The 19,327-nt window shown below is 73.3% G+C and carries 13 protein-coding genes; 8 read left to right on the top strand and 5 right to left on the bottom strand.

Annotated elements, in window-relative coordinates; all coding sequences use genetic code 11:
• Positions 1–25 precede the first annotated feature (25 nt).
• The 3 genes from ACFYXA_RS24070 to ACFYXA_RS24060 form a co-directional block, all read right to left on the bottom strand.
• Positions 26–1,516 carry a DUF5719 family protein gene (locus tag ACFYXA_RS24070; RefSeq protein WP_389036115.1) on the bottom strand — a complete coding sequence of 497 codons (1,491 nt, stop codon included), beginning with the start codon at positions 1,514–1,516 and terminating at the stop codon, positions 26–28.
• Entirely contained in the window at positions 1,513–5,223 is a 3,711-nt protein-coding gene (locus ACFYXA_RS24065; RefSeq protein ID WP_389036112.1) for a glycosyltransferase, read from the bottom strand. Before ACFYXA_RS24065 ends, ACFYXA_RS24070 begins: the two co-directional genes overlap by 4 nt.
• A 223-nt stretch (positions 5,224–5,446) precedes the next feature.
• A complete protein-coding gene (locus ACFYXA_RS24060) occupies positions 5,447–5,710 on the bottom strand; it encodes a WhiB family transcriptional regulator (protein WP_030792866.1) in 264 nt (87 codons plus the stop codon).
• Between the two features lie 711 nt (positions 5,711–6,421).
• Between ACFYXA_RS24060 and ACFYXA_RS24055 the strand changes: the two genes are divergently transcribed.
• From ACFYXA_RS24055 to ACFYXA_RS24040, 4 genes are all read left to right on the top strand, one after another.
• Positions 6,422–6,940, top strand: coding sequence for a cysteine dioxygenase family protein (locus tag ACFYXA_RS24055; RefSeq protein ID WP_130442545.1), 519 nt, complete (start codon positions 6,422–6,424; stop codon positions 6,938–6,940).
• Positions 6,941–7,009: 69 nt separating this feature from the next.
• Positions 7,010–7,969, top strand: a complete 960-nt coding sequence (cofD, locus tag ACFYXA_RS24050; protein ID WP_389036107.1) for a 2-phospho-L-lactate transferase — start codon at positions 7,010–7,012, stop codon at positions 7,967–7,969.
• Positions 7,966–9,291: a coenzyme F420-0:L-glutamate ligase gene (locus ACFYXA_RS24045; protein ID WP_389036104.1), complete on the top strand. Its 1,326-nt coding sequence runs from the start codon at positions 7,966–7,968 to the stop codon at positions 9,289–9,291. The genes cofD and ACFYXA_RS24045 overlap by 4 nt, the downstream gene beginning before the upstream one ends.
• A 107-nt stretch (positions 9,292–9,398) precedes the next feature.
• Entirely contained in the window at positions 9,399–10,433 is a 1,035-nt protein-coding gene (locus ACFYXA_RS24040) for a DNA-3-methyladenine glycosylase family protein (RefSeq protein WP_389036101.1), read from the top strand.
• Positions 10,434–10,512: 79 nt separating this feature from the next.
• On the opposite strand, the gene ACFYXA_RS24035 is transcribed toward ACFYXA_RS24040, so the two are convergent.
• Positions 10,513–11,595 carry a sugar phosphate nucleotidyltransferase gene (locus ACFYXA_RS24035; RefSeq protein ID WP_389036098.1) on the bottom strand — a complete coding sequence of 361 codons (1,083 nt, stop codon included), beginning with the start codon at positions 11,593–11,595 and terminating at the stop codon, positions 10,513–10,515.
• Positions 11,596–11,751: 156 nt separating this feature from the next.
• Entirely contained in the window at positions 11,752–13,125 is a 1,374-nt protein-coding gene (locus ACFYXA_RS24030) for a peptidoglycan recognition protein (protein WP_389036095.1), read from the bottom strand.
• A gap of 129 nt (positions 13,126–13,254) precedes the next feature.
• Here ACFYXA_RS24030 and ACFYXA_RS24025 point away from each other — a divergent pair, with 129 nt between their 5' ends.
• From ACFYXA_RS24025 to ACFYXA_RS24010, 4 genes are all read left to right on the top strand, one after another.
• The gene (locus ACFYXA_RS24025) at positions 13,255–14,019 is read left to right on the top strand and encodes a TIGR03089 family protein (RefSeq protein ID WP_389036091.1); all 765 of its coding nucleotides are present in this window, start codon (positions 13,255–13,257) and stop codon (positions 14,017–14,019) included.
• Positions 14,020–14,231: 212 nt separating this feature from the next.
• Complete coding sequence (locus tag ACFYXA_RS24020) at positions 14,232–15,431, top strand: LCP family protein (protein ID WP_389036088.1); 1,200 nt, start codon at positions 14,232–14,234, stop codon at positions 15,429–15,431.
• Between the two features lie 266 nt (positions 15,432–15,697).
• Positions 15,698–17,461, top strand: coding sequence for an LCP family protein (locus tag ACFYXA_RS24015; RefSeq protein ID WP_389036085.1), 1,764 nt, complete (start codon positions 15,698–15,700; stop codon positions 17,459–17,461).
• Positions 17,462–17,541: 80 nt separating this feature from the next.
• Complete coding sequence (locus ACFYXA_RS24010) at positions 17,542–19,317, top strand: LCP family protein (RefSeq protein WP_389036082.1); 1,776 nt, start codon at positions 17,542–17,544, stop codon at positions 19,315–19,317.
• The last annotated feature ends 10 nt before the right edge of the window (positions 19,318–19,327 follow it).

Genomic DNA, 19,327 nt, shown 5'->3' with positions numbered 1-19,327 from the left:
CCTGCGGCGGCCCTGCCGCGGCCGGTCACTTCTGCAGCACCGTCATGTCCTGTTCCGTCTGGGGCACCGCGACTGTTCCGCGGTCGGTCGGGAGGGTCTGGATGGTGAAGCCGGGGAGGCCGTCGATCGAGGCCGCCAGGGTGCGGGAGGCGTAGACGGGGGTGGCGGTGAGGGGTTCCACGGTGAGGGCGTAGGTGCCCTTCAGGCCCGCTGGGGCGGGGAGTTGTACGTCCTGGGTGGTGCCCGCCTTGATCGTGTACGTCTGGGAGGCGGCCGTTCCGCCCTCGCTGCCGGCGGAGGCGGTGACCTTGACCTTGGCCGTGCCGGTGGGGGCGGTCAGGGAGAGGGTGGTGCCCTTGGCGGTGTTGGCGACGGCGGACGCGCGCGTGCCGACCGGGCTGGTGGCGGGGAGGTACGCGGACTCCTGTTTGTCGCCCTTGCCGCGCACCACCCGGACCGCGGCGACGACCGGAACGGACTGGTCGGTGGGGGTCAGGACGAGGGAGCCGGCTTCCCCGCGGGTGACGTCGCCGAGGTCGAGGGCGGTCGTCGTGCCCGCCTTGACGTGCAGTGTCTCCTTGCCGGCCGGGGTGATCAGGCCGGACGGGGAGGCGAGTTGGACCTTCAGGTCGGCGTCGGAGTCGGCCGGGGTGAAGGCGACGAGGCGGACGGCGGTGGCGTCCTTGGGGATGCCGGGGACGACGAGGCTGCCCGCCGGGTCGGTGGACGCGGCCAGCCAGTCGCCGCCGAGTTTGTCGTCCAGGGCCTGGACGGCGGCGCCGACGCGGCCGCTGCGGACGTTGACGTGGACGGTGAGGTCGTCCTGCTTCTCGCCGGTGAGCGTGGACAGCAGGATCGGCTCGCCGGCCCCGGCGGGGATGGTGAAGTCGTCGCCGGCGGTGGTCGCGACGGGGCCGTCCTTGTCGTAGAGCTCGATGTCGGCGACGGCGGCGGAGTCGTCCGGGTTGGTGAGGTGGAGGTAGTCGGTGCGGTCGGCGGCGGTGCTGACGCCAGGGAACCAGAAGTCGGTGTCGGGGGCGGTGCAGTTGACGCCGAGGAGGCCGCGGCCGGTGCCTGCGGCGACCTCGGTGGTCTCCTGGAGGGTCCAGCCGGGCGCGAACTTGCCCTCGGCGGTGCCGATCAGCGCGGGCGACGCGCCGCCGGAGGTGTCGCCGGCGGCGGGCGTGCCGGGCGCCTTGGGCGTGAGGACGGGCTTGGCCGGGGTCTTCTTCTTGCCTTCGCCCGCGGCGGTCTTCCCGGCGGCGGGCAGCAGTTCCGTCGTGCCGCCGCTCTTGGTGCCCTTGGTGACGGGCGTGAAGGACGTGTACGTCGTCTCGGCGAGGTCGGAGGTGCTGGGCGCCGGGCAGAGCAGGCCGGCGCGTTCCACGGGCAGGACGGCGGCCGCCTTGGCGGCGGCGCCGGCGCCGGAGTCGGTCGGCTGGGTGAGCGCGGCGAACCCGGTGACGGCGGCGAGCGCGGTCGTGCCGGCGATCAGGGACAGGGTGGTGCGCTTCACTGCTGGCTCCCGTCGGGGCGCTCGCTGCCGGTGCCGTGGGGGTCGTTCTGGTCGTAGCGGGGGTCGTGGACGGCCCTGTCGTACGCCGAGGGGTCGTAACCCTGCTGCTGGTAGGGCTGGTCGTAGGGGCCCGTCTGCGGGGTCTGCCCCTCGTGGGCGTAAGGGTCGTAGGGGTCGTAGGGGGCGGCCTGGTAGGGGGCGTAGGACTGCTGGTCGTAGCCGCCCGGCGGGTACTGCTGGGGGGCGGCCTGGTACTGCTCGCCGCCGTGGGCGGGGTGGGGGGCGGCGCCCGCGTAGCCGGGTGCGTCCCAGTCGGCGTAGGAGGTCTGCTGGGGGACGGCGGCCGGGGTCTCCTGCGGCGGGGGCGGGAAGTCCTCGGCTTCGGCCCGGGTGGTGGCCTCCTCCCCTTCGGCCCGGGCGGCTTCCTCCGCTTCGGCCTGGGCGCGCAGACGGCGGGCGCGGCGGCCTTCGCCGTCGGCGGCCGCCTCGGGCCGGGCTTCCTCCTCGGGGAGGTCGTCGTCGACGTCGCGGCGGCGGCCGGGGAGGGCGAGGACGACGAGGACGAGGGCGAGAGCGCCCTGGGCCCACAGCCAGGCGGTGTGGGTGAACGGGTCGTCGTAGGTGACGTCCAGCTCGCCGCCGCCGGCGGGGAGTTCGAAGCCCTGGGCCCAGCCGTCGACGGTGGTGCGGGTGAGCGGCTTGCCGTCGAGGGTGGCGGTCCAGCCGTCGGCGGCGGCGTCGGCCAGGCGCAGGATCCGGCCGTCGTCGCCGTCGGGGATCTCGGTGTGGATGTCCACGGGGCCGGCGGCGACGGGGACCGGCGTGCCCTTGCCGGACGCGGTGACGACGGCGGCGCGGGATACTTCCTGGTCGACGCGCCACAGGGCGCCGCCGGCCTGCTGGCTGAGCCGGGACATCCCGGGCGTGGCGTCCAGGACGCGGGTGATCTCGCGGGGCGCGCCCTTGTGGACGAGGACGTAGCGCACGGCGAACTTGCCGAGCTGGTCGCTCTGGTCGGCGCCGGAGCCGGCGACGAGGTTGGCGACGACCTTGTTCAGGGCGTCGTTCTCGCCGTCGGCGGCGGCGAGTTCGGCGTCGCCGAGGCGGGTGCCGGAGCCGCGGACCAGCATGTAGCCGACGTGGGCGGTGGAGTCCCCGGCGAGGACGAGGGTGCGGGCCTGGTCGCGGGTGTTGCTGTCCTCGGCGACGAACGCGGGCACCTGGACGGGGTCGCGGCGCTCCAGCGGGCCGTCGGCGCCGCCGAGCATCCAGCCGGCGGCGACGAGCAGCGGGCCGGCGGCCGAGGCGAAGGCGATGAGGGCGGCGACCGGCTGGCGCCAGCCGAAGCTCTGTTCGGCGACGCGCCCGCGTGCGCCGTCGGCGCCGAGGAGGGCGGCGGCGAGCAGGGCGATGCCGTAGACGAGGGTGGCGGGGCCGGCCCAGGCGGACTGGTTGGACAGGACGGCGAAGACGAGGCCGACCAGGGCGACGGTCCACGCCGTGCGGATGCCCGCCTGGCGCTCGGAGCGCAGGAGGGCGGCGAGGGCGGCCAGGACGACGCCGATGAGCATCAGGCCGTCGACGGTGCCGGGGCCGCCGGGGCTGGCGCCGAGCAGGTCGGCGGCGGTGGCCGTGGAGGGGCCGTAGGGCAGGCCGGCCTCGGTGAGGAAGCCGGACGGGATCAGGGTCAGCGACCAGGGCGCGAGGATCAGCAGCGGGGTGCCGAGCTGGGCCAGGAAACGCGGGCCGTAGGCGAGGAGTTCGGTGCGGCGCACGGCCAGCACGGCGAGGCCGAGGACCAGGGCGACGGGCCAGACGATCGGGGTGAACGCGGTGGTGATCGTCAGCAGCAGCGCGTACGCCCAGGTCGCCCGCCAGCTGCCGCGTGCCCCGGAGGAGTTGGCGAGGCCGGCGGCGGTGATGCCGGCGCGTGCGATGAGCGGCAGCAGGACGGCCAGGACGGCGGTGCCGATGCGGCCGCCGGCGAGGGCGCCGGTGGCGGCGGGCAGGAAGGCGTAGACGACGGCGGCCCACGCGCGCAGCAGGCGGGAGGGGACGAGGGGCCGGGAGGCGAAGTAGGCGGTGAGGCCGGCCAGCGGCACGGAGCAGACCAGCAGGACGGTGACGGCGAGGCCGGTCGACCCGAACAGCAGGGAGGCCAGCAGGGCGACGATCGCGAGGTAGGGGGGCGCGGCCGGGGTGCCGCCCGCGCCCACGGGGTGCCAGGCGTCCAGGTAGCGCGACCAGAGGTCGGAGGCGTCGGCCGGGGCGGGCAGCAGGGCGCCGCCGGCGAGCGCGCCGCCGCCCAGGAGGCTGCGGCAGGCGACCAGGGAGACGAGGAGCAGTACCAGGAAGAGCACCGGACCTGGTTTGCGGGCGATGCGCTTGACGCGGGCGAACTGCTCGATCTCCAGGAAGTCGGCGTCGTCGCCGCCGGGTCCGGATTCGATGGCGCCGCCGTGCCGTCCGGCGCCGCCGGGGGTCTCGGGGTCGGAGGCGCCGAAGAGGTTGCCGGCGATCTGCTCGACGGCGGCCCGGACGGTCGCTCCTGGCGGCGGGAACAGCGCCCGCAGTTCGCCCTTGTCGATCTGCGGCTTGGCGCGGTCACGCCGCGCGGCGATGATCCGCTCGGGGCGCAGCAGGGTGCCCAGCAGGCCGCGGATCTCGTCGACGGCCTGTCCGGGGACCTTGCCGACGAGGTAGACGACGGTCCGCAGCAGGGTGCCGAGGACGAGGCGCACCAGGATCCAGGGGAGTTGGGCGGTGCGGCTGTTGACGAGGAGGGTGTAGGCGGCGCCGGCCTTGTCCACCTTGTGGGGGGAGGCCGTGGTGCGGCCCGCGCAGTCGACCGCGCGGCGCTCGCGGGAGGCGGCCTCGGCGTGCCGTACGACGGCGTCGGGGGCGACGAGGACGCGGTGGCCGGCGGCGGTGGCGCGCCAGCACAGGTCGACGTCGTCGCGCATGAGGGGCAGGCGGCGGTCGAAGCCGCCGAGTTCCTCGAAGACGTCGCGGCGGACGAGCATGCCGGCGGTGGACACCGACAGCACGGGGCGGACGTGGTCGTGCTGGCCCTGGTCCTGTTCGCGGCGGTCCAGGCCGGTCCAGCGGCGGCCGGAGCGGGCGATGGTGACGCCGACTTCGAGGAGCTGGCGGCGGTCGTACCAGCCGCGCAGTTTGGGTCCGACGACGGCCACGTCATCGCGGCCGAGTTCGAGTTCGTTGTCGACGACGCGCAGGAGTTCGGCGAGGGCGCCGGGTTCGGGGGCGCAGTCGTCGTGCAGCAGCCACAGCCACTGGACGGGCTCTCCGTGCGGGAGCTCGGGGAGGTCGTAGGCGTCGTCGCGCCATGTGCGCGTGACGGGGTCCCAGCCGCTGGGGCGCTTGAGGTAGGGCAGTTCCTCGGGGGTGAGGACGGGGGCGGCGCGGCCGGCCTCCTCGACGGCCTGGCCGAAGCCGGTGCGCCGGGCGAGGTGCAGTACGCGGTCGGGGCCGAGCGCGTCGGTGACCAGTTGGGCCGATTCGTCGGCGCTGCCGGTGTCGGCGGCCATGACGGCCTGGACGGGGCGCTCCTGGCCGAGCAGCCCGGCGAGCGCGTCGGGGAGCCAGCGGGCGCCGTCGTGGGAGACGAGGACCGCGGTCACCACATGGCGCGGGAACTGCGGTGTGGCAGCGTCGTGTTGGGCTGCCGTGTGGCTGTGCACGGACATCGAGGTACGGGCCCCGGTTCGATGGACTGCGGTGGACGCCCGTGCCGTGTGGGGGCGGCGGGGCGTTCGGACGAGCGACCACACTATCGGCAGAACCAAAAGGGGCGACGCGAAGCGTCTCGTTGAGGGGCGACGGGCGGACGCGAACGGCCCGCCGCCTGTGGATGAGCCACCGGCGACGGGCCGTTCACGATCTTCCCGCTGGGGGAGGCGGGCCGTCCGCTCAGACGGCCGCCTTCTTCAGTCTGCGGCGTTCCCGCTCGGACAGGCCGCCCCAGATGCCGAAGCGTTCGTCGTTGGCGAGGGCGTACTCGAGGCATTCGGAGCGGACCTCGCACGCGAGGCAGACCTTCTTCGCCTCCCGGGTCGAACCGCCCTTCTCGGGGAAGAAGGACTCGGGGTCGGTCTGGGCGCACAGTGCGCGCTCCTGCCAGCCGAGTTCCTCGCCCGCGTCGTCGACCAGCAGTTGCTGCACCAGCTCGGTCATGTGCGCCCCTCGCTCTGTCTTTCGCGTCCCCGTGACGTGGCCGTTACCGATGGCGGCTGAACGACACGAGTGAAATTACAAGTGTGCCGCTCCGGGAGAGTCAAGCCGAGATCTGCTATTGAGCCCCTTATTCACTCTGCGGAACCAAGGCCGTGCGGTAAGTGTTCAAATCGCCATAAACCTTGACACGCAGCCGAGGGCCCGGCGGACACCTCGCCCGCACAACGCCTGCACGAAGGAGGACGCCCAGTGGATCGATCCCGTTCCGACACGCGCGCGAAGGCGAACCTGATCACACTCGGATCACGAGGTCACCGCGAGGCTTGCGTGCCCGGCATGTGCGCCATGTGTCCCGGCAACGGCATGCACAAACCTTTCACCTCGCGGTTGAACCTGATGAGGTGAAAGGGCCCCGCGCGGGGGTGGCCGAGTTGACAGCGGGAGTGTGAACCGGTGTCCTAGTGGGCATGCTCGCGAACTCGGCACTCACCAAGACCCGCACCGCCGGGTCCCACGGTGCTGCCCGCGCTCGCTGTAGCTGTTGTCGTTCCTGCGGCTGTTGAGCCTCACGCGCTCCGGCTCCCTCCCGGTCCACCGCGACCGAACCGCTCGGTTCCACGCCCGCACCCGGGCTTCCCCGCCGCCCGTGACCCGGGCGCACGGCACGTGCACCCAGCCCCCACTCCTTCCGCCGAGGAACCCCCGGATCCCATGAACAGCGACAGCGACCTCCAGATCGCCGGCGACATCCTCGAAGTCCCGCACCTCCTCCAGGCTCCCCGCGAACACCCCTCCACCGTCGCGGAGTTCGTCGGCCTGGCCCGCTCCATCGCCGCCGACCGCTCCCAGTGGGAGCACCTCGTCCGCTACGACGCCACGACCCGCTGGTACCACCGGCTGCGCACCGGGCCCGGCTACGAGGTGTGGCTGCTGTCCTGGGTGCCCGGACAGGGCAGCGGGGCGCACGACCACGGCCGCTCCTCGGGTGTGCTGACCGTCCTGGACGGCGCGCTGACCGAGCACACGGCGCGCGGCACGCGCGTGCTGGACGCGGGAGCGCAGCGCGTCTTCGCGCCGGGGTACGCGCACGAGGTCGTCAACGACGCGCTGGAACCGGCGGTCAGCCTGCACGTCTACTTCCCCGGCCTGACCGAGATGCCCATGCACACGGCGCCCCACTGCGAGGGGCGCGGCGAGGACCGCAGCGAGGCCGGCGCCCTGACCGCCTGAGGAAGGACGGCCGGCCGCGCCGGACCGGCCGCGCGCCGCGTTGTCGTACCCGCCTGCGAGACTTGCGCCATGCGCATTGTGGTTCTGGCAGGCGGCATCGGCGGTGCCCGGTTCCTGCGCGGTCTGAAGCGGGCCGTGCCGGACGCGGACATCACGGTCATCGGCAACACCGGGGACGACATCCACCTCTTCGGGCTGAAGGTCTGCCCGGACCTCGACACGGTGATGTACACGCTCGGCGGCGGCATCAACGAGGAGCAGGGCTGGGGGCGAGCCGAGGAGACCTTCCATCTGAAGGAGGAGCTCGCGGCGTACGGCGTGGGCCCCGAGTGGTTCGGGCTGGGCGACCGGGACTTCGCCACGCACATCGTGCGGACGCAGATGCTCGGCGCCGGCTACCCGCTGAGCGCGGTGACCGAGGCGCTGTGCGACCGGTGGAAGCCGGGCGTGCGGCTGATCCCGATGACCGACGACCGGGTCGAGACCCATGTCGCCGTCGAGGTCGACGGGGAGCGCAAGGCGGTCCACTTCCAGGAGTACTGGGTGCGGCTGCGGGCGTCCGTGCCGGCCGAGGCGATCGTGCCGGTGGGCGCCGAGCAGGCGAAGCCCGCCCCTGGGGTCCTGGAGGCGATCGCGGAGGCGGACGTCGTCCTCTTCCCGCCGTCGAACCCGGTCGTCTCCGTCGGCACGATCCTCGCCGTGCCCGGCGTGCGCGAGGCGATCGCGGAGGCGGGGGTCCCGGTGGTCGGCCTCTCCCCCATCGTCGGGGACGCGCCCGTGCGCGGCATGGCCGACAAGGTGCTCGCGGCGGTCCGCGTGGAGTCGACGGCCGCGGCGGTCGCCGAGCACTACGGCTCGGGCCTCCTCGACGGCTGGCTCGTGGACACCGTCGACGCGGGCGTCGTCGACCGGGTCGAGGCCGCCGGGATCCGCTGCCGGGCCGTGCCGCTGATGATGACCGACGTCGAGGCGACCGCGGCGATGGCCCGCGAGGCGCTGGCCCTGGCGGAGGAGGTGCGGGGAGCTTGAGCGTCGAGAGCACGAGAGCGGACACGGAGAGCGGTTACCGGGTCTGGGCGGTGCCCGGGCTGCCCGAGGTGCGCCCCGGGGACGACCTCGCCAAGCTGATCGCCGCCGCCGAGCCCGCGCTCGTCGACGGGGACGTGCTCCTGGTGACGTCGAAGATCGTGTCCAAGGCGGAGGGGCGGATCGTCCGGGCCGAGGACCGCGAGGCCGCCGTCGACGCCGAGACCGTCCGGGTCGTGGCCCGGCGCGGTCCGCTGCGGATCGTGGAGAACCGGCAGGGCCTGGTGATGGCCGCGGCCGGCGTCGACGCCTCCAACACCCCCGCCGGCACGGTGCTGTTGCTGCCCGAGGACCCGGACGCCTCCGCGCGCGCGATCCGCGACGGGCTGCGCGACGCCCTCGGCGTGAGCGTCGGCGTCGTCGTCACCGACACCTTCGGGCGGCCCTGGCGCGCGGGTCTCACCGACGTCGCCATCGGCGCCGCCGGTGTGCGCGTGCTCGACGACCTGCGCGGGGGCACGGACGCGCACGGCAACCCGCTGAGCGCGACCGTCGTCGCGACGGCCGACGAACTGGCCTCCGCGGGCGACCTGGTGAAGGGCAAGGCCGCCGGACTGCCGGTGGCGGTCGTGCGCGGTCTGGGTCATGTGGTCGCCGACGATGACGCGGAGGGCGCGCGGGCCATGGTGCGCGGCGCACGCGACGACATGTTCCGGCTCGGCACCTCAGAGGCGGTGCGGCTGGCGGTCACCCAGCGGCGGACCGTGCGCGCCTTCACCGACGAGCCCGTCGACCCCGGGGCGGTACGGCGGGCCGTGGCGGCGGCCGTCACGGCGCCCGCGCCGCACCACACGACGCCGTGGCGGTTCGTGCTGCTGGAGTCGCCGGCGTCCCGCCTGCGGCTGCTGGACGCGATGCGGGACGCGTGGATCGCGGACCTGCGGCGGGACGGCAAGTCCGAGGAGTCGATCGCCAAGCGGGTGCGGCGCGGGGACGTGCTGCGCAACGCGCCCTACCTGGTCGTCCCGTGTCTGGTCATGGACGGGTCGCACACGTACGGCGATCCGCGGCGGGACGGGGCCGAGCGGGAGATGTTCGTCGTGGCGACCGGGGCGGGCGTGCAGAACTTCCTGGTCGCGCTGGCCGGGGAGCGGCTGGGGTCCGCGTGGGTGTCGTCGACGATGTTCTGCCGGGACGTCGTGCGGGAGGCGCTGGAGCTGCCGCCGGAGTGGGACCCGATGGGCGCGGTGGCGGTCGGGCATCCGGCCGAGGAGCCGAGGGCACGGGCGGAGCGGGACGCGGGGTCCTTCATCGAGGTCCGGTGAGTTTCGCAGGGGTGCCTGCGTTGTCGGCGCTGCCTTTACTCTCGTAGAGCCCCTTCCGTAGGACCCCTCCCCCAGAACCTCTTCCGTTTTTCCCCGGGAACCTCTCCGTGTCTGGACGATTCGATCCCCGGCCCACGCGTACGACCGTGCGCGGCGGGCATGTCGGTGTGCCCGGCGGGGTGCCCCGGCAGGCCGGGGGCGAGGCTGACGGCGGGGCCGGGGCGGCGCGGGTGCGGACGTGGGTGCCGGAGGGGGCGCTGGACCTGGGGCTGGTGCTGGGGCCGCTGCGCCGCGGGCCCGGCGATCCGACGTTCCGGGCCTTGCCGGACGGGTCGGTGTGGCGGACCGCTCTGACGCCCGCAGGACCGGGGACCCTACGGGTCTGCGCGGCTCCCGGCGGCGGCGCGGTGCGCGGGCAGGCGTGGGGGCCCGGGGCTCGGTGGCTGCTGGAGCGGATGCCGGACCTGCTCGGCGCGTCGGACGACCCGGACGCGTTCACGCCCCGGCACCGGGTGGTGGCGACGGCGCGGCATCGGCGGCCGGGGCTGCGGCTGACGCGGACCGGGCTGGTGCTGGAGTCGCTGATCCCGTCGGTCCTGGAGCAGAAGGTCACGGCCGACGAGGCGTACCGGGCGTGGCGGAGGCTGGTGCGCAAGTTCGGGGAGCCCGCGCCGGGGCCGGGGCCGGCGGGCGGGCCGATGTTCGTGATGCCGTCGCCGCGGACGTGGGCGCTGATCCCGTCGTGGGAGTGGCACCGGGCCGGGGTGGACGACAAGAGGGCGTCGACGATCCTGCGGGCGGTGCGGGTCGCCGCCCGGCTGGAGGAGACGGTGCGGATGGAGCCTTCGGCCGCGCGGGAGCGGCTGGAGGTCGTGCCGGGGATCGGGCCGTGGACGTCTGCGGAGACGGTGCAGCGCAGTCACGGGGCGGCGGACGAGGTGACCGTGGGGGATCTGCATCTGCCGGGGATCGTCGGGTTCGCGCTGGCAGGGGACCGGGAGGCGGACGACGCGGTGATGCTGGAGCTGCTGGAGCCGTACGCGGGGCAGCGGCATCGGGCGGCGCGGCTGATTCTGCTGAGCGGCCGGGTGCCGGCGCGGCGGGCGCCGAAGATGCGGAAGACGGACATCGGGTTGTGGTGAAGGCGGGGGTCCGGCGGGGGTGTTCTCCGCCCCGCCGCCCATGCCCTTCCCGTGCCTGGGGGGCCGCCGCCCCCGGAGTTCATTGATCCGAGGAGAACCGGACCGCCCCTGCCGGGATCTCGGCGTTGCACCAGATCCTCGCGCCGTCGCGGAGTTCGTTGTCCGCGCCGATGACCGCGTTGTCGCCGATGACCGTGCCGGTCAGGACGGAGCGTTCGCCGACGCGGGCCCGGGTGCCGATCAGGGAGTCGGTGATGACCGCGCCGGGCTCGATGACGGCGCCGGGCAGGATCGTCGAGCCGAAGACGCGCGCGCCCTCCGCGACGAAGGCGCCCTCGCCGACCACCGTGCCGCCGGTCAGCTTGGCGTCGGGGGCGACCGTGGCCGTCGGCAGGATGAGGCGGTCGCCGCAGCGGCCGGGCAGTGCCGGGGACGGGGCCCGGCCGAGGACGAGGTCGGCGGAGCCGCGGACGAAGGCCGCGGGCGTGCCGAGGTCCAGCCAGTACGTCGAGTCGACCATGCCCTGGAGGTGGGCGCCGGCTTCGAGGAGGTCGGGGAACGTCTCGCGCTCCACCGACACCGGCCGGCCGTGCGGGATGGTGTCGATGACCGAGCGGCGGAAGACGTACGCGCCCGCGTTGATCTGGTCGGTGACGATCTCCTCGGGCGTCTGGGGCTTCTCCAGGAAGGCCAGCACCCTGCCCGAGTCGTCGGTGGGGACCAGTCCGTAGGCGCGCGGGTCGCTCACCTTGGTGAGGTGCAGGGAGACGTCCGCGCCGGTCGTCTCGTGGGTGGAGACGAGCCTGCGGATGTCGAGGCCGGTGAGGATGTCGCCGTTGAAGACGAGCACCGGGTCGTCGGGGCCCGAGTGCAGCCGGGAGGCGACGTTGCGGATCGCGCCGCCCGTGCCGAGGGGCTCCTCCTCGGTGACGTACTCGATGTGCAGGCCCATCGACGCGCCGTCGCCGAAGTACGGCTCGAAGACCTCCGCCAGGTAGCTCGTCGCGAGGACGATGTGCTCCACGCCCGCCGCTCTCGCCCGCGCCAGTTGGTGCGTCAGGAACGGCACCCCCGCTGCCCTGACCATCGGTTTGGGCGTGTGCACCGTGAGCGGGCGCAGCCGGGTGCCCTTGCCGCCGACCAGGAGGATCGCTTCTGTCACCTTCGTCTCTGCTTCCTGCCGGGACCGGCCGAACTTTCTTTCGGCCGGCCAGTGTATGCAGACCTCGTGCGGCAACTTCGACGGATGCGGGTCCGCATGGGTCCGCCCGGGCCGGGACCCGGTGGAGGGCCCCGGCCCGGGCGTCCCGGGCCGACCTCAGCGCCCCTGGTAGCGCGCCGCCGTCGTGCGGGCCGAGGCGAGCTTGCCGTAGAGCTGCCGTCCTGGGCATTCCGTGGCGAAGCCGTCCCGGTGACCGGAGATCACGTTCAGTCGTACGTTCTTACCTTTTGCGTAGAGATTGCCACCGCCTGACTTCAGGTATGTCTTTCCGTTCGGATTGCCCCCGAACAGACCCAGCTTCCACGCCGTCAGACTGGCGATGGCCTTCACGGTCGCGGCGGACGGCTTGGTGCTGGTGTAGGTGCCGATGGCGGCGATGCCCATGCTGTTGCTGTTGAAGCCGAGGGTGTGGGCGCCCATGACCGCCTTCGTCACTCCCCCGGCGCGGCCCTCGTACAGGGTTCCGCACTTGTCGACGAGGAAGTTGTAGCCGATGTCCCGCCAGCCCAGGCTCTTGACGTGGTAGCGGTAGATGCCGCGGATGACGGACGGGGCCTGCGCGCACGTGTAGTTGTTGCCGGAGGCGGTGTGGTGCACGAAGGCCGCCTTGACCGTCGTCGTGTAGCGGAAGCCGCTCTCCCGCAGCGACTCGTCGGCGCCCCAGCCGCGGCGGGTGACGATGTTCGGGCGCGGGCCGATGTACGGCTTCGCCGCCCGCTGACCCGGCGACAGCGGGGCGCCGGGCTGGGCGAGGAGCTCGCGTTCGGTGGCCTCGCGGTTCAGGGCGGGGATCTCGGTGGCCGCGGACGCCCCAGAGGCGGCGGCCCGGGTCGTCAGCATCCGGGTGGCGGGGGCGGGGGCCGGTGCGGCGGTGCCCGGGTCGACGAGTTCGAGGCTCAGGCCCGCGGGGAGCGGGGCGGTCGACGCCGCGGTGCGGACGCCGCGCGCGGTGTCCTCCGTACGGTGGCCCGTGGCGGGCCTGACACGGAGTTCGACGCCGTCGGAGTCGCCCACCCACAGGGGGGCGGTGGCGCCGCGGACACGGCCCGAGGAGCGTTCGGCGGCGTCGGGGTCGGCGCCGTGGTCGGCGTTGTGGGTCTCCACGTCCTGCCAGCCGGACCAGGCCCGGGTCTTGGCGTTCCTGGTGCGGACCTGGACGCGGCCGTCGAGTTCGGCGTCCGGGTCGTCCCAGACGATGCCGAGGAGGGAGAAGGGGCGTACGTCCCGGCGGGTGACGCCCTGTTCGGCGCCGGTGCCGGCGCGGGTGCGGTCGCGGGTGAGGGGGGTCAGGGGCAGCGACTGGGTGCTGCCCGGGAGCGGGGCGGCGGGGCTCGTGGCCAGGGCCGCGGCGGTCGCCGTCTCCGCGGTCGGCGCCGGTCGCGCCGTCACCGCGGTGGCGGACGGCGTCAACGGGAGGGCGAGGGACGCCGCACAGGTGACACCGATCGAGGTAGCAAGCAATCCACGCATGGCACTGATGCTGTGCACAGCGGTACCGGTCCGCCACCTCGGGCGGGTTGACGGAGTGTCGGCGGCGTTCGGCCGAACCGGTGGTGTCCGGGCGGGTGTTCGGAGTGTGCGGCGCGTACGCTTGCGCAGGTGAACGCCACCGATCGCACCCCTGCCGACCTGCTGCGTTCCGCGCTCGCCGCGGATCCCGCGCGCCCGCTGGTGACCTTCTACGACGATGCCACCGGCGAACGGGTCGAATTGTCCGTGGCCACCTTCGCCAATTGGGTGGCCAAGACCTCGAACCTCCTCCAGGACGGCCTGTCCGCCGAACCCGGCGACCGGGTCGCGCTGCTGCTGCCCGCGCACTGGCAGACGGCGGTGTGGCTGCTGGCGTGTTCGTCGGTCGGCGTGATCGCGGACGTGGCGGGGGACGCGGCGCGGGCGGACGTCGTGGTGGCCGGGCCCGGCCGCTTCGAGGAGGGGCTCGCGTGCCGGGGTGAGCGGTACGCGCTGTCGCTGGCGCCGCTGGGGCGGCGGTTCGTGCCGGGGCCTCCGCAGGGGTACGCCGACTACGCCGTGGACGTGCCCGGTCACGGTGACCGGTTCACGCCGTACGCGCCGGTCGACCCGGAGGAGCCGGCGCTGATCGTCGCCGGAGCCGAGTACACGGGCGCGGAGCTGGTGGAACACGCGCGGGGGGACGCGGGCGGGCTCGGTCTGACGGGTCCGGGGTCCCGGTTGCTGTCGGGGCTGCCGTACGACACCTGGGAGGGGCTGAGCGCGGGGCTGTACGCGCCGCTGGCCAGCGGGGGGTCGGTGGTGCTGTGCCCGAACCTGTCGCGGGCGGGGGAGGAAGCCGTGGCCGCGCGGATCGAGAGCGAGCGGGTGACGGTGGTGCGCGCGGGGTCCTGAGCCGCGGGATTGCGACGGGGCCCCGTGTGTCCCTGGTGAGGGGCCCCTGGTGAGGGGCCCCTGGAATCCCGCTTGCCCCCTGCCTGTGCCCACTCCAGGTGACCGCCCCACCATCACCCGTTCGGCCCAGTCCCGCCCCCCACCCCCCGGCGGCGGGGGCCATCGTCGAGGGGTCGGGGTGTTCAGGCGTCGGCCGGGAGGAGGGGTGGGTCGTGGTGGGTGAGACGGCTGGGGCCTCCGCGTCCGGGGTGGGGCTTCGACGGCGGCGCCGGCGGTGGTGGGGGCGGGTCGGGGCGGGGGCCGTGGGGGTGGCGGTCGTGGGGGCGGGAGTGACGGGCTGGGTGGTGTACGCGCTGCTCGACGGGAACATCACGCCCGACGAGGCGGCCGCGGCGGAGCTCGCCCGGTACGAGAGCGAGCGGCCGACCGCACTGGTGAAGGACGCCCGGAACATCCTGCTGATCGGGTCGGACTCGCGCTCGGGCGACGGCAACGGCGCCTACGGACGGGACTCGGGCACGGAGCGCTCGGACACGACGATCCTGCTGCACCTGGCCGCCGGGCGGCGCAGCGCGACGGCGGTGTCGATCCCCCGGGACCTGATGGTGGACGTGCCCGGCTGCCTGCGACCGGACGGATCCCGGACCCGGCCGGTGTTCGCGATGTTCAACTACGCGTTCCAGACGGGCGGCTCCGCCTGCACCATCCGGACGGTGGAGAAGCTGACGGGCATCCGCGTCGACCACCACGTCGTCGTCGACTTCAGCGGGTTCAAGGAGATGGTGGAGGCGCTGGACGGGGTGCAGGTGTGCCTGAAGGAGCCGATCCACGACAAGGCGGCCAAGCTGTGGCTGCCGGCGGGGCGGGTGACGCTCGACGGGGAGCAGGCCCTCGGGTTCGTGCGCGCCCGCAAGTCCCTCGGCAACGGCAGCGACACCGACCGGATAAAGCGGCAGCAGCTGTTCCTCGGGGCGCTCGTCAACAAGGTGCGCGGCAACGACGTGCTGCTGAACCCGGCGAAGCTGTATCCGGTGCTCGACGCGGCCACGTCCGCCCTGACGACCGACCCCGAGCTGGCGAGTCTGCGCGGACTCTACGAACTCGTGCGCGGTCTGCGGGAGATCCCCACGGAACGGGTGCAGTTCCTGACCGTTCCCCGGGAGTCGTACGTGGGCAACGCCAATCGCGACCAACTCGTGGAGCCCGAGGCGGAAGAGTTGTTCGAGCGGCTGCGCAGAGACGCTCCTGTGTCCGTCGCACGCAAAGTCGGCCATGAGGTGACCCAGGGGCCGCGGGGAAGCGGCCGGAATCACACCCCTGCGCAGTCGCCCGGACACGGTGCGTACCGGCCGCCGTCGCCGCCCGCGCCCACGTTCAGCGGCAACACCGCCGCCCAGGATCTCTGTGCGTGAACGCCCCTCGGCGGCCGCGCGGTAAAGCGCTTGCCAAGTGAAGGGGTTCCGCGAACAACAGTTCAAGGAAATAGAACGAATTGCCCGGTTGTGTGGACGTGGAATTTGTCACCGTCGTCGCCCGACGCTGAACTGGGCGGATAGTGTGAGCGATCCGGTGCACCGGGCCAGAGGACCGTCCTGGGGTCGTGCACTGTGTGACCGAGACCCGAGCGCCTCTGAGGGGGGAAGGCGCCGCGTGGCCCCGACGGAGGATTCGGACAACCGTGGACGCGCAAGGCCGTGGGCGGGCGGACAACATCGATCCCGCAGACCAGTGGGTGCTCAATCCGGACACCGGAGAATACGAACTGCGACTGGGTCATTCCGCACCGCAGTCGGCGGTGCCCGGACCTCGTGGATCCGCCTCCCGCGCGGCGGGAGCCGCGGGCGCGGTCCGCGCCCGTACGCAGGCGCCGGAGCGGCAGGCCCCGCCGAGCTCTGAGCAGCTCGCGGAGCAGCTTCCCGGGCCGCGCCGGCGCCGCGGTGTGCCGGAGGAGCCGCCGAACCGGCGCGGGCGCCGGCCGGTGCGGAAGTCGAAGGCGAAGAAGGTCCTGCTGTGGACCGGCGGGACGATGGCGTTCGTCCTGGTGGGCACCGCGGGCGCGGCCTACCTGTATCTGGAGCACCTCAACGGCAACATCTCGTCCCTCTCCGACGACGGCGCGAGCACCGGCGGCTTCAGCAAGGACAAGGCGATCAACCTCCTGCTGATCGGCACCGACAAGCGCACCGGCTCGGGCAACGAGGGCTACGGCGACTCGGGCAGCGTCGGCCACGCCGACACCACGATCCTGCTGCACGTCTCCAAGGACCGCACGAACGCGACGGCGCTGAGCATCCCGCGCGACCTGGTGGTGGACATCCCGGACTGCCAGACGGAGCAGGAGGACGGCTCCACCAAGGTCATCCCGGGCACGCGGAACGCCCGCTTCAACACCAGCCTCGGCCAGGACGGCCGTACGCCCAGCTGCACCATGCGCACCGTGACCGAGCTGACCGGGGTCACCCCGGACAACTTCATGGTGGCCGACTTCAACGCGGTCAAGACGCTGACCACGGCCGTCGGCGGGGTCGAGGTGTGCCTGGCCAAGGACATCGACGACCCGGACTCGCATCTGAAGCTGCCAAAGGGCACCCACGTCATCGAGGGCGAGCAGGCGCTGGCGTACGTGCGCACCCGGCACTCGGTGGGCTTCGGCGGCGACCTGAGCCGGATCGACATCCAGCAGCAGTTCCTCAGCTCGCTGATGCGCAAGCTGAAGTCGAACGACACCCTCACCAGCCCCGGCAAGATGATCGGGCTGGCGGAGGCGGGCACCAAGGCGCTCACCGTCGACAGGCAGCTCAAGAGCATCGACAAGCTGAAGGACCTGGGTCTGGAGCTGGGCAAGCTCAACACCGAGAACCTGACCTTCGCCACGGTCCCGGTGGTCGACAACCCGGCGGAGAAGGTGAAGGCGACCGTCGTGCTCAATGAGTCGACCGCCCCCACCGTCTTCCAGATGATCCGCGACGACGTGTCGTTCACCGAGGTGAAGCAGCAGGCGCAGGCCTCCAAGGACGCGGCGGCGGCGGCCGCGGCGGCCCGGCTCAAGGGCACCCAGTCCGCGGCCTCCGAGGTGCGGGTGCAGGTCATGAACGGCGGGGCCCCCGCCGGCAGCGCGCAGGAGACGCTCACCTGGCTGCAGAACACCAAGGGCATCACGAAGTCGGAGAACGCGGGCAACGCCCCGGCACCGCTCGGCACGACGACGCTCGAGTACGCGCCCGACCAGGCCCCCCAGGCGCGCAAGCTCGCCGCCGTGATGGGGCTGTCGGGAGCCGCGCTCAAGCCGGGCCGGAGCGTACGGAACGCCCAGGGTCTGCCGACGATGACGCTGACGCTCGGCAAGGACTTCAAGGGGGCGGGCGTCTCGCTCACGACTCCGACCAGGGTGCCGGACTCGGTCCAGAAGTCCACCGCGGACAAGGTCAAGTGCGCCAAGTAGGTAACCCTGCGGCCCCGTCGTGCGTCTGACTTGACGCGGGAGGGGCCCGTGTCAGGCGCAGGGCGGGGAGGGCAGGGGAAGTGGCGCGGAGCAGTGTGCGGCCGGACACGGCCGAGGCCGAGCAGGCGACGGCCGAGGCGGGGGTGACGGACCACGTCGCGGCGGGGGACGGCCGGGGGCAGGCGACGGGCGGCCGCGAGACGGCGGCCGGCGACCGCGACGCGGCCGGGGACGCTCCCTCCGAAGCGGGCGGGGACGACGACGGCGACGGCGGCCGGGGGGACGACGGCGACGGCGGTGACGGCGGCGGACCCAGAGCCGGCAGCGGCCCCGACCGCAGACGGCGCAGACGGCGCGTGCTGCGCTGGTCGGCGACGCTCCTCGCGGTCGTCATACTCGGCGGCGCGGGGGCCGGATACCTCTACTACGAGCATCTCAACGCCAACATCAAGAGCGACGACCTCAACCTGGGCGACGCCAAGGACCGCGCGGCCGAGCCGACGGCCAACGCCGCCGGGCAGAAACCGCTGAACATCCTGCTCATCGGCTCCGACGCCCGCAACACCGCCGAGAACCAGAAGCTCGGCGGCGCCAAGGACACCTTCGACGGCCCCCCGCTGGCCGACGTGCAGATGCTGCTGCACGTCTCCGCGGACCGCAGCAACATGTCGGTGATCAGCATGCCGCGCGACACACTGCTCGACATCCCCAAGTGCACGGACCCCGACGACGGGCGCGAGTACGCGGCGCTGAACAACGAGATGACCAACGTCTCGCTGGGGCGCGGCGGACCGGGCTGCACCGTGGCCACCTGGGAGAAGCTCACCGACATCCACATCGACCACTTCATGATGATCGACTTCTCCGGGGTGGTGTCGATGGCCGACGCCATCGGCGGCGTCCCGGTGTGCGTCGACGCCAGCGTCTACTCGCACACCCGCGACGGCAAGGGCTCCGGCCTGCGGCTACCGGAGGGCACGCACTCCGTCAAGGGCCGCCAGGCCCTGCAGTGGCTGCGCACCCGCTACGGCTTCGAGGACGACACCGACCTCGCCCGCGCCAAGGCGCAGCACATGTACATGAACTCGATGGTCCGTCAGCTGCGCTCCGAGGCGAAGCTGACCAACCCGAACGCGCTGCGCAAGCTCGCCGAGGCCGCCACCGAGGCGATCACCGTGGACGACGGCCTGGACACCATCACGAGGATGTACGACCTGGCCACCGAGCTGCAGAAGGTCCCCACCGAGCGCATCACCATGACGACGATGCCCAACCGCTACTCGGGCGCCCGGGTCGTGCCCACCGAGGACGCGGCGAAGCTGTTCCGGCTGGTGCGCGAGGACATCGCCCTCGACGGCAAGGACGTCAGGAAGCCCCCCGCCGCCGCCACCGCGAGCCCCTCGCCCACGGTCACCGACACGGCCGCCCCGGACGGTGACATCGCGGTGCAGGTCCACAACAGCACCCGAGGCGACGGCCGGGCAGCGGCCCGCGGACGGGCGGCCACGGTCACCCAGCTGCTGACCGGCAAGGGGTTCACCGGCGCGGTCGCGGACACCTCGACGGCCACCTCCGAGAAGCAGACCGTGATCCGCTACCCGAGCGCCGACCTCCAGGGCGACGCCGAACGGGTCGCCAAGGCGCTCGGCATCCCCACGAGCCAGGTGAAGAGGTCCACCGACGTCACCGGCGTCACCCTCTTCGTCGGGGCGGACTGGCGCTCGGGCTCCGCCTACACCCCGCCCAAGGCGGAGGAGAAGCCCAAGGAGGACGACAACACGCCGACGTCGGCGGAAGCGATGAACGCCGCCGACACCAGCCAGTGCATGCACGTGGACCCGGCCTACAGCTGGTAGCCCGGGCCCG

The organism is Streptomyces sp. NPDC002566 (assembly GCF_042889585.1).
Classification (GTDB): domain Bacteria; phylum Actinomycetota; class Actinomycetes; order Streptomycetales; family Streptomycetaceae; genus Streptomyces.
The sequence above is the reverse complement of the archived record's forward strand: the minus strand, read 5'-3'. Positions and strand labels throughout refer to the sequence as shown.

Bases quoted from the DNA above. Each gene is read 5' to 3' on its own strand.
- ACFYXA_RS24065 (WP_389036112.1), bottom strand. From the start codon at position 5,223: ATGTCCGTGCACAGCCACACGGCAGCCCAACACGACGCTGCCACACCG.
- ACFYXA_RS24060 (WP_030792866.1), bottom strand. From the start codon at position 5,710: ATGACCGAGCTGGTGCAGCAACTGCTGGTCGACGACGCGGGCGAGGAA.
- ACFYXA_RS24055 (WP_130442545.1), top strand. From the start codon at position 6,422: ATGAACAGCGACAGCGACCTCCAGATCGCCGGCGACATCCTCGAAGTC.
- cofD (WP_389036107.1), top strand. From the start codon at position 7,010: ATGCGCATTGTGGTTCTGGCAGGCGGCATCGGCGGTGCCCGGTTCCTG.
- ACFYXA_RS24030 (WP_389036095.1), bottom strand. From the start codon at position 13,125: ATGCGTGGATTGCTTGCTACCTCGATCGGTGTCACCTGTGCGGCGTCC.